The 13,159-nt window shown below is 71.1% G+C and carries 11 protein-coding genes and 1 pseudogene; 9 read left to right on the top strand and 3 right to left on the bottom strand.

The window, feature by feature from the left end:
- Positions 1–411: 411 nt before the first annotated feature.
- The 3 genes from AC08OJ_RS14070 (at position 412) to AC08OJ_RS14060 (ending at position 3,506) form a co-directional block, all read left to right on the top strand.
- Positions 412–825, top strand: a complete 414-nt coding sequence (locus AC08OJ_RS14070; RefSeq protein WP_476595947.1) for a nucleotidyltransferase family protein — start codon at positions 412–414, stop codon at positions 823–825.
- 21 nt (positions 826–846) lie between these two features.
- Positions 847–1,176, top strand: coding sequence for a hypothetical protein (locus AC08OJ_RS14065; protein WP_476595946.1), 330 nt, complete (start codon positions 847–849; stop codon positions 1,174–1,176).
- A 203-nt stretch (positions 1,177–1,379) separates the two neighbouring features.
- Entirely contained in the window at positions 1,380–3,506 is a 2,127-nt protein-coding gene (locus AC08OJ_RS14060; protein WP_476595945.1) for a substrate-binding domain-containing protein, read from the top strand.
- A gap of 24 nt (positions 3,507–3,530) precedes the next feature.
- On the opposite strand, the gene AC08OJ_RS14055 is transcribed toward AC08OJ_RS14060, so the two are convergent.
- Complete coding sequence (locus AC08OJ_RS14055) at positions 3,531–3,779, bottom strand: DUF6158 family protein (protein ID WP_011434791.1); 249 nt, start codon at positions 3,777–3,779, stop codon at positions 3,531–3,533.
- A gap of 488 nt (positions 3,780–4,267) precedes the next feature.
- On the opposite strand from AC08OJ_RS14055, the gene AC08OJ_RS14050 reads away from it, so the two are divergent.
- The 3 genes from AC08OJ_RS14050 (at position 4,268) to AC08OJ_RS14040 (ending at position 6,914) form a co-directional block, all read left to right on the top strand.
- Positions 4,268–5,410 (top strand): sensor histidine kinase, encoded by a 1,143-nt coding sequence (locus AC08OJ_RS14050; RefSeq protein ID WP_476595944.1) that lies wholly within the window; start codon positions 4,268–4,270, stop codon positions 5,408–5,410.
- The gene (locus tag AC08OJ_RS14045) at positions 5,407–6,213 is read left to right on the top strand and encodes a response regulator (RefSeq protein ID WP_476595943.1); all 807 of its coding nucleotides are present in this window, start codon (positions 5,407–5,409) and stop codon (positions 6,211–6,213) included. Before AC08OJ_RS14050 ends, AC08OJ_RS14045 begins: the two co-directional genes overlap by 4 nt.
- An 86-nt stretch (positions 6,214–6,299) precedes the next feature.
- Positions 6,300–6,914 (top strand): hypothetical protein, encoded by a 615-nt coding sequence (locus AC08OJ_RS14040; RefSeq protein WP_476593319.1) that lies wholly within the window; start codon positions 6,300–6,302, stop codon positions 6,912–6,914.
- A gap of 401 nt (positions 6,915–7,315) precedes the next feature.
- On the opposite strand, the gene AC08OJ_RS14035 is transcribed toward AC08OJ_RS14040, so the two are convergent.
- Entirely contained in the window at positions 7,316–7,447 is a 132-nt protein-coding gene (locus AC08OJ_RS14035; RefSeq protein WP_476595948.1) for a hypothetical protein, read from the bottom strand.
- Between AC08OJ_RS14035 and AC08OJ_RS14030 the strand changes: the two are divergent.
- Positions 7,419–9,593, top strand: a pseudogene (locus AC08OJ_RS14030) (Hsp70 family protein). The gene AC08OJ_RS14035 and the pseudogene AC08OJ_RS14030 sit on opposite strands and share 29 nt — an antisense overlap.
- A gap of 49 nt (positions 9,594–9,642) precedes the next feature.
- Here AC08OJ_RS14030 and AC08OJ_RS14025 read toward each other — a convergent pair.
- Positions 9,643–10,170 (bottom strand): hypothetical protein, encoded by a 528-nt coding sequence (locus AC08OJ_RS14025; protein ID WP_462203283.1) that lies wholly within the window; start codon positions 10,168–10,170, stop codon positions 9,643–9,645.
- Positions 10,171–10,542: 372 nt separating this feature from the next.
- On the opposite strand from AC08OJ_RS14025, the gene AC08OJ_RS14020 reads away from it, so the two are divergent.
- Positions 10,543–11,298 carry a response regulator transcription factor gene (locus AC08OJ_RS14020; RefSeq protein WP_476593317.1) on the top strand — a complete coding sequence of 252 codons (756 nt, stop codon included), beginning with the start codon at positions 10,543–10,545 and terminating at the stop codon, positions 11,296–11,298.
- A complete protein-coding gene (locus tag AC08OJ_RS14015; protein ID WP_476595942.1) occupies positions 11,295–13,025 on the top strand; it encodes a sensor histidine kinase in 1,731 nt (576 codons plus the stop codon). The genes AC08OJ_RS14020 and AC08OJ_RS14015 overlap by 4 nt, the downstream gene beginning before the upstream one ends.
- Positions 13,026–13,159: the final 134 nt, after the last annotated feature.

Below are 13,159 nucleotides of genomic sequence, written 5' to 3'. Positions count from 1 at the left end.
GCGCCATGCGCCCGGCCAAGAGCGCCGCCCACTCGACGAATGGGAGCGTCGGCACCGAGATCAGCGGCGATCTCTCCTGCTACGAACGCACGGCACTCAGAGCCAGGAAGGACGTGACCGCAAGTCACGTAACGATGTCACAACGCAGAAAGCAGGCTACAGTCAGTCCAACACGCCGACGGGCGGGGCAAGCCTTGGGCGCCCAGCCCCTGCTACCTGGCATGTCCCTGACTCACGGATCTTCGCTTACTGCGATGGACTTGTTTTGTGGAGCGGGCGGACTGTCTCAAGGGCTACGCCAAGCGGGGCCGTGAACTTCTCTGCAAAGAATGGTGGCCGGGGACGACAACGCCGTCTTCGACATCCGGATCGTCGAATTCCTGCGACGCAGGGGCGGGTATACCGGAGCACGTGAACGTCGCCGGCCTGCTGCTCGCCGCCGGGGCCGGACGGCGGATGGGACGCCCCAAGGCCCTGGTCGAGCTGGGCGGTGTGACGCTGGTCGAGCGGGGTGTCCGCCTGCTCACGGCGGGGGGCTGCCGGCCGGTCGTGGTCGTCACCGGCGCCGCCGCGGACGAGGTGGGCGCCGTCGTGCGACGCCTCGCCACCCGCCGGGTCGCCGGGCCGGCGCCCGCGGGCGAGGATGCGCCCGAGATCGGCCTGGAACCCACGGCTGGGATGGAACCCACGGCCGGCCCGATTCCGGAGGTTCGCCTGGTATCGGCCGCGCGGTGGGCCGAGGGTGTCGGCGCGTCGCTGCGGGCCGGTCTCGCCGCCCTGGTCGGCACCGACGCCGACGCCGTGGTCGTCACCCTGGTAGACTAACCGTCCCTCGGCGCGGCGGCGGTGCAACGTCTGATCTCCGCCGCGGCCGATCCGGGGTCGACCCATCCGGCGCTGACCGCCACCTACGGAGGCCTGCCGGCCCATCCCGTCCTGCTACGCCGCTCGGTCTGGCCCGAGGCGGCGGCTCTCGCGCGCGGCGAGGTCGGCGCCCGGGCATGGCTGCGGGCCCACCCGGGACGGGTCACCGGCGTGCCCTGCGACGGCACCGGCTCACCCGCCGACGTCGAAACCCTGGCCGACCTCGAAACCCCAGCCGCCGTCGCCCCACCGACCTCGCCATCGGCGACGCGCACACCCAGCCCGGGTAGAACGCGAAGGACCCATAAGTAGGAACACCGCCGCAACGACGTGAGAAACGGAAGAACAACAGCAGACCCCGGTCTTCCAAGAAAGTGATGACGCCCAACCGGGCTATCGGCAGTATCGGCGGCAGGGGAACCGGCGCGGGGCACAATATCATCACTATGGATTCGGAATAAAATAACTTGTTCACTTCGGGGTCCTCGCGAGCCCGTGACCTGCGAAGACGCATATTGGCTTGCATTAATTACTTCATTACGAATTCTATCTGGGGCCGACCGGACACCCGGGGATGGTGTCGGGCGCTGCGCGATGGGCTCGGCGAGAAACAGCGGGAAACGCAGGCAGACCATCGTGCTGGTGGCGGGTCAGGGACGGACACGACGCTCGCTCGCGGAAAGGACGTCTCCGCGTCCGACGCCCGTCATCGATCCCGCCGCAACAGATTTCGTGGTGGCGCGTCCCATCACGGCGGGTCCCGGGCCGGTGGCCGCGGCCGTGGCCGCGCCGTCACCGTCGGCCTGGGCATCGTCAGCGGCGCGGCGCTGCTTGTGCTGGGCGCGTTGACCGCCACCGGGATCGGGTTCGCGGCCCGCGCCGCCTGGGATGCCGGACCGGCCGGGGAATGCGCGGACGGCGGCGAACGGGCCACCCTGACCATCACCACCGCGCCGGCACTCGCGGCGCCGATCAGCCGGCTCGCCGCCGACTTCGATCTTCGGCGCGCCGGTGCCGAGGGCTCGGCGGGCCCGTGTGTGACCCTCGCCGTGTCGGCGGTCGCCTCCGACCGGGTGCTCGACACGCTGTCCCGACCGGAGTCGCCGGACTCCCCCGGCCCGCCCGACGTCTGGATTCCGGAGTCGGCCGACTGGCTGGAGCTGGGCCAGGAATCGGACCCGGCCACGGCGCAACTGCCGGCGAAGGCCACGACGATCGCGGGATCGCCCGTCGTCATCGCCATGCCGAGACTCATGGCGCAGCGCCTCGGTTGGCCCGAGCATCATGTGACCTGGGCCGAACTGGCCGCGGCCGCGGGCGAGGCCGATTTCTGGACCCACCGGGGCGAGCCCCGGTGGGGGGACTTCCGGTTCGCCATGGCCAATCCGGAGAACTCAGCCGCCGCGCTGCGGGCCGTCGTCGGAACGGTGAGCGCCGCCCGCGGACTCACCGCGGCCGAGATGACCACCGGCACGTTCGACCAGGATCGCGCGGCCCAGCTCACCGTGCTCCGGCAGGAACGCTCCATCGACTGGCTGCCGGAGTATGACCAGCAGCTCTTCGACTCGGTGCGCACCGGCGGCACGGAGAACGGCGCGGCCGGATCCGCTCCCTCGGCCTTCCCGGCCCTGGAGGCCGATGTCATCGCCTACAACCGGTCCCTGACGAGCCAGAACGGTAACCGCCTAGCCACGACGCTGGTGGCGTCCTACCCCTCGGACGGGATGTTCACGGCGACGGTGCCGTACATCGTCCTGAAGAAGACGGCGAGCTCGTCGTCCCGGCGGGCCGCGGCGGACGCCTCCGCCACCTTCGTGCGCGGGGACGCGGACCGCGCGGCCCTCACCGGAGCCGGTTTCCGCACACTCACCGAACTGGCGGGCCACGATGATCCAAGCGGGCTGGCCGAGACGCTGAACGCGACCGATGGGGTGCGCTCCGTCCCGCCGAGGCTGGCGAGCACGGACGCCTCCGACAGCACGCTCGGCACGGCTCGGCGGTTCTTCCGCCATGCCCGTCAGCGTGGTGCCACCCTCGTGGCGCTTGACAGCTCCGGATCGATGGCCGAACCGGTCCCGGGCACCGACCCGTCAAGAACTCGGATGCAGGCGGCCATCGAGACCTCCCTGGCCGGCCTGCGCCTGTTCGCACCCGACAGCCAGGTCGGTCTCTGGCGGTTCTCCGGCGAGCAGGGCGTCCAAGGTTACCAGGATCTCGTGCCGATGGCTCCGCTTAACGCACCCGGACGAGGCGGCACCCATCGGGACGAGCTGATCGCCGCGCAGGCCGGGATCGTCCCCGGCGGAGCCACCGATCTGTACGCCACCACGCTCGCGGCCTTCCGTTTCCTGACCCAGCACTACGTCCCCGGCCGGCTCAACCAGGTCGTCATCCTCACCGACGGTCGCGACACGAACCGGGGTACTGCCACGCCGAGCCTGGACGGGCTGATCGAACAGCTGCACGCCGACTACGACCCGAAGCGGCCGGTCGCCATAATCATGATCGCCTATAGCAACGACGCCGACCTCACCGCGCTGCGGCGCATCGCCGCGGCGACCGGAGGACGCTCCTACCTCCGGCCGGACCCGAGCCAGGTGGTCGACATCTACCTCGACGCGCTGACCCGCGTCCGCCCCTGAAGCCACGCGCGTCCCTGAAGCAGCTCAGACGGGAACCCCGGCGGCACGCCGTCTGCCAGCTCGGGTCCGGCGCGGATCGGGACTCGCGGCGTCTGGGAACCTCCGCAGGTATTCGCGTTCGAGCTCCAGCATCCGCGCGGTGTGGGTCTCGAAGGCGTCCTCGCTCCCCGCGATGAAGGCGTCGTGCCGGGTGCGATGCAGGTGCCGCAGCTCCCGGACGAGGTCAACGTCGGTCAGCTCCTGCGCGGGGATTCCAGCTGGTCGGTGCATCATGCCCTCGGTCTACCCATTCCGGCGGCGCGATTCCCGGCTGGCGGGAGGACCAGCAGGTTCGGCGGGATCGGAACATCCGGCCCCGGGCCGGGCGGTGGTACCGGATCCGGCGCGGGCTCGGGTGGCGTCGGCTCGGGACCGGGCAGAACAGGATCGGGGATCGGCGAGGGCTCGGGTGGCGTCGGGCCGGGACCCGGCGGCGGGACCGTGAGGATGACGGGATACGTGGTCTGCATCTGATTGCGGTGCCCGGATGGCGCTCTTCACACACCGGGACGACCAGATGCCCGCTCCTTCTGGTCGACCACTGGTCAGGCACTCTGGCCGGCCACTGGTCAGGCGCTGGTCGATCTGTGGCTGGCTCGCTACCGTTGCGCACTATGACCATGTTGGTCGGATCGGCGGCTTCTTCCTGCGACGTCATCCAACGCACCGAGCAACGTATGTCCCGAATGGTCGGCTATACCAGAGCAGCCTGTGCGACGTTCATGATCATTCCGCTCTTCGGCTGGGCTCGCCTGCGCCACCCGTGGATCGCCGTGCTGATCGTGGCGGCCGCAGCCGTCGAGGCATCCTGGTTCACCTGGCGGGTCTGGCGGCGGCCTGGCCGGCTGTCCCCCCGGCTGGTCCTAGCGGACGTCGCCTTCTGCGTGGCGCTGATGCTCGTCGGGTCCAGAGCCGCGCAACCCGACGAACGCAACAAGATCATGACTGAGCTCGTGCCGTTCAGCCTCGTCGCACCCGCGGGCATCGGCTTCGGCCTCGGGCTGACGCTGCTCGCGGTCGGTGCGGTGGCCGTCCTGATGGCGGCGTGGAGCCTGGCCGTGCTGCCGGACGTCTCCCTCAAGCTCGGTTCGGACCTGTTGGGCTTCGCCCTGTGGTACGTCGTCGCCATGCTCATCGCCCATGAGCTGCGCGCGCTCTCCGCGGCGACCGCGGCCGCCCAGGACGAGGCCGCGGCGGCCGGGCGGCTCGCGATCGAGCAGGAGAAGGAGGCCGAGAGCCTGCGCCAACGCGAGATCACCCATCGGGAGATCCACGACTACCTGCTCCCCGTCGTCGATCACGTCGCCGCCGGTGGAGTGCCCTCGCCGGCGCTCGTCCGGGAGGCCCAGCGCGGGGCACAGCGGGCGCGTCGGATCATCATGGATCCACGCGGGATAGACCCGAGGGCCCTGGCCGTCGACGGCACGGCTTCGCCGGGCTCCACCCAGAACGGCCTCGAGGAGATGATGTCCGCGGTCGTGGACGCCTTCGCCGACGAGGGGCTCGCCCTGGTGCCCTTCGTGTCGATCAAGGGCGAACCGCCCGCGGAGGTCCGCGAGGCACTGGTGGCCGCGACGAGGGAGGCCCTGCGCAACGTGGTTCGACACTCCGCCAGCACCGACGAGGTTCACCTCTTCGTCGAGGGCGACGCGGATTCGGTGCTGGTGGTCGTCCGGGACAGGGGGGTGGGGTTCGATCCCGGCTCCGTCCGACCGGGCGGAGGCATGACCGGAAGCTATTCCGCTCTGCGCCGGTATGGCGGGGAGACCCTGGTGACCGCCTGGCCGGGTGGTGGGACGAAGGTGACCTTCCGCTGGCCTGCCGCCGAGCCGACCGGGGACGGCACGCCCGGGGACGGTCGATGAGCGTCGATCGCCGGCCGGTCTCGGTGGCGATCATTGACGATCACCCGATCGCCACCGAATCGCTGGCCGCCAGGTTCGCCGGCGCGGGGTTTTCCGTGCTGGCGCCGGCCCCGAGCCTGGAGACCTTCGACCGGGACGCCACGCCCGGGATCGTGGTGTGCGACCTGCACCTGCCCGGGGTGTCCGGGGCCGCCGCCGTGGCCGACCTGCATCGGCGCGGTCTTCGGGTGCTGGCGACCTCCGGGGTGGCGACACCGGACGAGGTCCTCGACGCGGCCGCCGCACAGGCTCGCGGCTTCGTTGAGAAGACCGCCCCGGCCCAGCAGTTCGTGGCGGCGGTGACCGCCGTCGCCGAGGGTAGCTTCCACGTCTCCGCCCGCCTCGCCGGGTTTCTACTGGAGGATGCGCACCGGCGACCGCTGTCCCGGGGCGAGATCGGGCTCGCGGAACGGAACCTGCTGCGCGGACTCGCCCAGGGCGACCTCATCGATGAACTGCGCGGCGAGTGGGGAATGACCGCCGCCACCGTGCACGACCTGCTCGATCGAATCTTCGACGCCGCCCGCCGACGCCGCCGCCTGCACCGGCCCTCCCCGCGGGAGGCTGAGGTGATGGTCCTCGTCGGTTGCCGGGGCATGTCCCACCGGGAGGCGGCACGGGCGATGAACGTCAAGGCCAGTGTCATCGCCGACTATCTGCGCACGGCGAAGGCGAAGTACGTGGCGAGCCATCCCGACGCCCCGGCGACGATCCCGCCCAGCACGGCGGCCGCCCTCTGGACCCGCGAGCTCGGGTTCGGCTGAGCCCCCCTTGGCTAAGGCCCCTCGATTGAGGCCCCCTTGATTTCGAGGGATTGTCCTGCGCCGACTTCGGCCACACCCTCGTCAGGATGGGCGGGGGAGACGGCGGGGACGAAGGTCATCCGCGGTCCTGTCGTCTCTGGGCAGCCTTCCTCGGGTCGTTCCTGGGACCGGATGCGCTCCCCGTCGGCATGTGGCGGATCAGATCTCCCGACGTCGCGACGGCCCATCCGGCTGACCAACCGATCCCCGGCGACGGCACGAATGCCGAGGCGGACGGCCGTGAGATCCAGGCGGTGCACCGTGGGCACGCGATCTGGCTGGGCACCCCGGACGCGGATCTGTACCGGCTGGACGACTCGCGGTGGCTGCTGCGCAACAACCGGAGGGCCGCCCTACTCACCCGACACCTGGTCGCCCGGGCCGGGCCCGTCACGGACGGCACGGCCGGCACGGCCGGGTCCGCCCACCTGCATCTCGCCACCGGCGATCCGCTCGCGGGCTACCTTCAGATCATCCGGCTCGGACCGATGGTCGCCCGGCTGCGCACGATCCCCGGCGAGGGGTCCTCGCTACCGCGCACCATGGCCGTCGATCTCGGCAAGCAGGCCGCCGAGCAGGTAGCCGGACTGGCCGCCGCCACGGGCGACCTGCGTCGCGCGCCCTGGCGCCCCAGCCGATGGATCACCCGGACGGATCGGTGACGGCCGGGGATCATCCGCTTTCCCCCGATGATTGAGGGATGGTGTCGGCCCATCGGAACTACCAGGATCGAGGGCACGGACCACGCCGGTGCGACGGGTCGGGCCGGATCGTCGGGGGAAGCGAGACGGCTTGGTGCCGGATCGGGGGCGCACCGGCGTGGTTCCGCGGACTGTCGGTCGCCGGGGAAGGCCGGCAGTCTGCCTGTTCATGCCGGCAGGCGCCGGCCGCCGCTGTCCGCACCGGCGAGAGCCGCTACGAAGGGCAACCGGTCGCAAACATTCGGTCCCAGCTTTTGCCCCACTGGTGAGGGTGTCGCTGGTGGCTTTGTCGACATCGCTACGATCTGCCCACTGGAAACGTGGACAGAGGGTGCTGTGGGCGAGCCGATCCTCGCCATCGACTACGGCACCTGCAGTGCCTCGGCCGCCTTGGCCGTCGACGGTCGCATCGAACCGGTGAAGGAGCCCGCGAGCGGCTCGGCGAGCTGGCCCGCGTCGGTCTTCGTGGACGGCGGCAGCCTGATCGTCGGCACGCTCGCTGAGCGGCGCAAGCGGATCTGGCCCGCGGCGAGGTCAAGCGCGATCTGGCCCGGGACAGCGCCGTGTCGCTCGACGGCCGCGGCTATCCGGCGCACGTGCTGGTGACCGCGGTGCTGTCCGCGCTGAAGGCCGAGGCCGAACAGCAGCTCGGCGGTGCGGCGCTGTCGCGGGCCGTCGTCACGATACCGGCGAGCTACGATCCCGCCGGCCCGCTGCGCCGGACGATGATCGCCGCGGCGGAGGCCGCCGGGTTCGTCGACGTGGACCTGCTCGCCGAGCCGGTCGCGGCGGCCTGGTCGCCGGTGGTCGGCGCCGCGCCCGAGCCTGGCTCGCTCATGCTCGTGTACGACCTGGGTGGCGGGACGTTCGAGGGGGCGCTGGTCGCGGTCGGTGAGGACGGCCGGCACGAGATGCTCTCCCACTCGGCTCTGCACGACTGCGGCGGCCGCGAATTCGACCAGATTCTGTTCGACGAGATCCTGGGGTTGTACGGGCCGGGGCTGGAACCGCTACTGAATCCGCCCGGGATCGGCGAGACGTTCCAGACCACGGCCAACCGGACCCGCCACGAGCTGCTCGATTTCGCCCGGGCGGTGAAACATCAGCTCTCCGACATCGCCGTCGTGGAGGACGTTTTCAGCCCGGCCGGCCTGCTGGTCAGCATGCAGCGTGACCGGTTCACCCAGCTCGCCTCCCCCATCCTGGCCCGCACGATGGCCTGCTGCCAGCACCTGCTGAAGTCATCCGGTTACGGACCGGACAAGCTGAGTGGGGTGCTCCTCGTCGGGGGCAGCTCCCGGATCCCGGTCGTCACCGACATCCTCGAAGGTCGGCTCGGGGGCGGCACCGACTGGCCGGGGCAGCAGATCTACCTCCCCGCCGATCCCGAGCTCGCCGTGGTGCTCGGCGCCGCCGCCTGGGCAAGCTCGGTCTCCACTCGCCGGACCACCGCGGCGCGCCCGAATCCGGTCCTGCAACCGGCTCGCTGGGATATCCCCGGCGGGCGGGCGACGATGGTGCGCTGGCTCGTCGAGCCCGGGGAACGCTTCGACGCGAGCGCCGTGCTGGTGCGGGTCCGCCTCACCGACGGTTCCCTGTTCGACCTGGCCGCCGAGGCACCGGGTAGCCTTATCCACACCCACGCGGCACCCGGCACTCCGGTCCGCGACGCCGACTGGTTGGCGACCACGCTTCCGTCCGGGCCGGTGCCGATGGGGTCGGCGGTGCCGGCGGACCTGCGCGGCTTCGAGCGCAGCAGCCGCCCGTCCCACCACGTCGAGGTCACCGCGCGGGCCACCCTCAAAGGACACGAACGCGATGTCACCTCGGCGGCCTTCTCCCCAGACGGCAAGGTGCTCGCCACCACCAGCAAGGACGGCACCCGGCTGTGGGACGTCGCCACCGGCCGAACGTCGGTCACGCTCAGCGGGCGCAAGAGCCTGGTCGTGCACGGCTGCGCCTTCTCCCCGGACGGCAAGCTGCTCGCCACCACCGGCAGCGACAAGACGGCCCGCATCTGGGACGTCGACGCCGCCCGCCAGACGGTGACCCTGACCGGGCACCGGGGACCCGTGTACGGCTGCGCCTTCTCCCCGGACGGCAGCCTGCTCGCCACGACCAGTACCGACCGCACCGTCCGGCTGTGGGGTTCGTCGACCGGGAAGAACCTTGCCACCCTCAACGGCCATCGCGGCTCGGTCTACGGCTGCGCCTTCTCCCCCGACGGCCGGCTGCTGGTCACCGCCGGCGCGGAGTCCACCCTGCTGTGGGACGTCACGGTCGGCGAGATCATCATGAGCCTACCCGGGCACACGAACTTCGCCGGCGGCTGCGCCTTCTCTCCCGACGGCCGGCAACGAGGGCACCCGGCTCACCGACGCCTCCAGCGGCACCACCGTGCTCACCCTGCCGGGTTCGGCGCAGAGCTGCGCCTTCTCCCCGGACGGCCACCTGCTGGCGACGGCGAGCACCGACGACACCGCGCAACTGTGGGACGTCGCGACCGGGTCCGCGATCGCCACCCTCACCGGGCACAGCAGCACGGTGATGAGCTGCGCGTTCGCTCCCTACGGCCTCCTGCTCGCCACCACCAGTACCGACATGACCGCTCGGCTCTGGGACATCATCTACACCCCCTGACGCTCCGGCCGTCCCGGCAGGCAGATCCGCCGCCCGGAACTCCCGGAGATCAGGTCGGGAAGACCGAGCCGTCCCGCGGCGGGCACTTCAGGCCGAGGTCGTCCAGCACCGCCTCGGGCACGACGCCACACCCGACCTCGTAGGTACCGAGCTGGACCAGTTCCCACCCGGAGTCCGTGTGATGCAGTACCCCCTCGGCCCGGTCGAGATCGGCCACAGTCGGGCGCAGCTCGGTCAGTGCCCAGCTCGGGTCGCTGGCGGCCACGGTGGTCCCGGTGACCTCGTAGTTCTGCGGCGGAACATCCGCGGTGAACGGGCTCGTCCGGACCGCCTCGGCAATCGCGCCCGCATCCCCGGCCGACGGCGGGAAGGTGCCGGCGCCGCGAGCTACGGCGGCGACGACGCGGCTGGTTTCCCCGGGAGCCGACGCCACCGAGGACGATCTGGAACAGGCGAACGCCGTACCCACGGTCACAACTCCCGCGGTGACCAGAGTTGCGGTGGGCAGTACCACCCGGCGCACGATACGGGGACGGTTACCGCGGACGGCGGACCGAGGACGACTATGGCGAGCCATGCTGTGCACCTACCCAGTTTGCGCAGGTGAACCCCCTGAAGGGGGATACTCCAACGGTCAACCCGACGACAGATCACATCGTGATCCCGTTGATATTCTCCCATCTCTCACTACCTCCGACCACATTAGTCTCACCAAGATAAAATCTTGGCAAGATGTGATGCGATACTTGACCGAACGTGGTGTCCATCCCATCGGAGCCGTCGGGCCCGCCACCCGGGGGAGGCTGCCATTCGAGGGGGTCCCCGTCGTCTCGTCGATGGACATCGCGGCGAGTGGCACACCTACGATTCCGCGGCCCCCGGGCATTCACAGAACCAGCTCACAGCAAGACCTCAGGTAACAGCCAGCCAAGGAGGCGAAGCTGACACCATGCAATCGGTGCGGGTCCTCGTGGTAGACGACGAGACGACACTGGCGGAGTTGCTGTCGATGGCGCTGCGCTACGAGGGGTGGGAAGTGCGCAGCGCCGCGGATGGTCGCGGAGCGCTGCGGCTCGCCCGCGACTTCCGGCCGGACGCGGTCGTTCTCGATATCATGCTGCCCGACATGGACGGCTTGGAGGTGCTTCGGCGCCTGCGGGCGGAGAGCCCGGACGTACCGGTGCTGTTTCTGACCGCCCGGGACGCCGTCGAGGACCGGGTGGCGGGACTCACCGCCGGCGGCGACGACTACGTCACGAAGCCGTTCAGTCTCGAGGAGCTCGTCGCGCGGCTGCGCGGACTGATGCGTCGCGCCGCGCGCACCACCGAGGCGTTGCAGGGCGCCCGGCTCGTCGTCGGCGACCTCACGATGGACGAGGAGAGCCGGGAGGTGCAGCGCGCCGGCCAGCCGGTGCACCTCACCGCCACCGAGTTCGAACTGCTGCGCTTCTTCATGCGCAACCCACGCCGGGTGCTCAGCAAGGCCCAGATCCTCGACCGGGTCTGGAACTACGACTTCGGCGGCCAGGCGAACGTCGTCGAGCTCTACGTCTCGTACCTGCGCAAGAAGATCGACGCCGGCCGCCCCCCGATGATCCACACGATGCGCGGGGCCGGGTACGTCCTGCGGCCGGCCGATCCGGCGCTGGCACCGAAGACCTCCGCCACCCCGTCATCGAGGGGCACCGCGCCGGGCCCGGCATGAGCTCCCCGGCTCACCGGATCGTGCCGGTCTCGCCCTCGCGCTGGTCGCTGCGCACCCGGCTGCTCGCCCTACTGATGCTCCTGCTGGCGACCGTCTCGCTGGCGATCGTGTTCGTCACCGCCGTCGCGCTGCGAGGTGTCCTCGTCGACCAGCTCGACAGGCGGCTGCGGGAGGCCAGCGGACGATGGGACCGGCCGGAACCCGCCTTTCTTCAGAACCTCCCGTCCTTCCCGGCCCTGCCGACCCTCCCGGCCCCAGCCGAGGGGAACGCCGGCTACGGCACTGCCGGCGGCTCGGCCACCGCCGCCGGCTCCGCTGCCCCCGCCGATTCCGCTGCCAATTCCGCTGCCGACTCCGCTGCCGACTCCGCTGCCGCCGGCCAGCCGTCCAGCCTCAGCCCGCAGCAGCTGCGGGTCCGCCGGTTCTTCCGTGGACCGGTCGATCCGGGAACGCTGGGAGCCGTCGTGGACGAGGATGGAACCTACGGGGCCTTCATCGATACCGCCGGTGAGGGGAAGGAGCTGACCACCGCCGAGACCGCCGTCGTCGCGGGCATTCCCGCCTACCTGCGGCCGTATACCCGGGCGTTCGGCGATCAGGGTGACTATCGGCTCCTCGCGAGGACCACCCCTGACGGTATGACCGTCGTCACCGGGCTGCCGATGAAACAGGTGAACGCGACCCTCACCAGGATGGCGATGATCGCTGGGGTGATGGCCCTGGTGGGGGTCGCGGCCGCCGCGATCGCCGGCACGGCGATCGTCCGCGTCACGCTGCGACCGCTGCGGCGGGTCGCCGCGACGGCCTCCCGGGTCGCCGAGCTACCCCTCGACCGGGGTGAGGTGGCCCTGTCGGTGCGTGTGCCGCAGGTCGACACCGACCCGCGCACAGAGGTCGGCCAGGTCGGGGCGGCGCTCAACCGGATGCTCGGCCACATCGGTGCCGCGCTGGCCGCCCGGCACGCGAGCGAGATGCGGATGCGCCAGTTCCTCGCCGACGTCAGCCACGAACTGCGCACTCCGCTCGCGGCGATCAGCGGGTACGCCGAGCTGACCCGCCGGACCCGCGAGCACGTCCCCGCGGACGTCACCTACGCGATGAGCCGGGTCGAGTCCGAAAGCGCGCGGATGACGGCGCTGGTCTCCGACCTGCTGCTGCTCGCCCGGCTCGACTCCGGTCGGGACCTGGTCCGGGAACCGGTGGACGTCTCCCGGCTGATCATCGACGCGGTCAGCGACGCGCACGTGGCCGCCCCGGGCCACCGCTTCGCCCTCGGCCTGCCCGAGGAGCCGGTCACGGTCACCGGGGACCCGGCCCGCCTGCACCAGGTTCTCGCGAACCTGCTGGCCAACGCCCGCACCCACACGCCGCCGGGCACCCAGGTCACGGCGAGCCTGACCGTGAGCGGCCCCACGGCGATCCTCGCGGTCGTGGACGACGGCCCGGGCATCCCCCCGGATCTGCTCCCCGAGGTCTTCCAACGCTTCGCGCGCGGCGACAGCTCGCGGTCCCGCGCCGCCGGTAGCACCGGGCTGGGGCTCGCCATCGTCGCCGCCGTCGTCGAGGCACATCACGGGCACGTGCAGGCCACGAGCGAGCCGGGACGCACCGCCTTCATGGTCGAGCTGCCCCGATGCCTCCCACCCTCGGGGACGGTCCCACCCGAGCCTGCCTGCCTGACCGGCCCGACGCACCCCGACCGAGCTTCACAGCCTGCGTACAGGTAGATCACAAGAAGCCGAAAGGTCCGCGGTCGACAGTGATCCCCATGTCGCCCATACTCACCGACCCGGTGCCCCTCTCCGGAGGCGGTCGGGCCCCTGGACATCGGCGGCGCATGCCGTGGACCAGGGACCAGCCC

The sequence above is a fragment of the Frankia sp. CgKIO3 genome (assembly GCF_977946435.1).
This window is presented reverse-complemented; position numbering and strand designations above follow the sequence as displayed.

What these genes read in the sequence shown, in the direction of transcription:
- AC08OJ_RS14055 (WP_011434791.1), bottom strand. Translation starts at nt 3,779, where the DNA reads ATGATGCACCGACCAGCTGGAATCCCCGCGCAGGAGCTGACCGACGTT.
- AC08OJ_RS14020 (WP_476593317.1), top strand. Translation starts at nt 10,543, where the DNA reads ATGCAATCGGTGCGGGTCCTCGTGGTAGACGACGAGACGACACTGGCG.
- AC08OJ_RS14015 (WP_476595942.1), top strand. Translation starts at nt 11,295, where the DNA reads ATGAGCTCCCCGGCTCACCGGATCGTGCCGGTCTCGCCCTCGCGCTGG.
- AC08OJ_RS14050 (WP_476595944.1), top strand. Translation starts at nt 4,268, where the DNA reads ATGATCATTCCGCTCTTCGGCTGGGCTCGCCTGCGCCACCCGTGGATC.
- AC08OJ_RS14040 (WP_476593319.1), top strand. Translation starts at nt 6,300, where the DNA reads ATGGGCGGGGGAGACGGCGGGGACGAAGGTCATCCGCGGTCCTGTCGT.
- AC08OJ_RS14045 (WP_476595943.1), top strand. Translation starts at nt 5,407, where the DNA reads ATGAGCGTCGATCGCCGGCCGGTCTCGGTGGCGATCATTGACGATCAC.
- AC08OJ_RS14025 (WP_462203283.1), bottom strand. Translation starts at nt 10,170, where the DNA reads ATGGCTCGCCATAGTCGTCCTCGGTCCGCCGTCCGCGGTAACCGTCCC.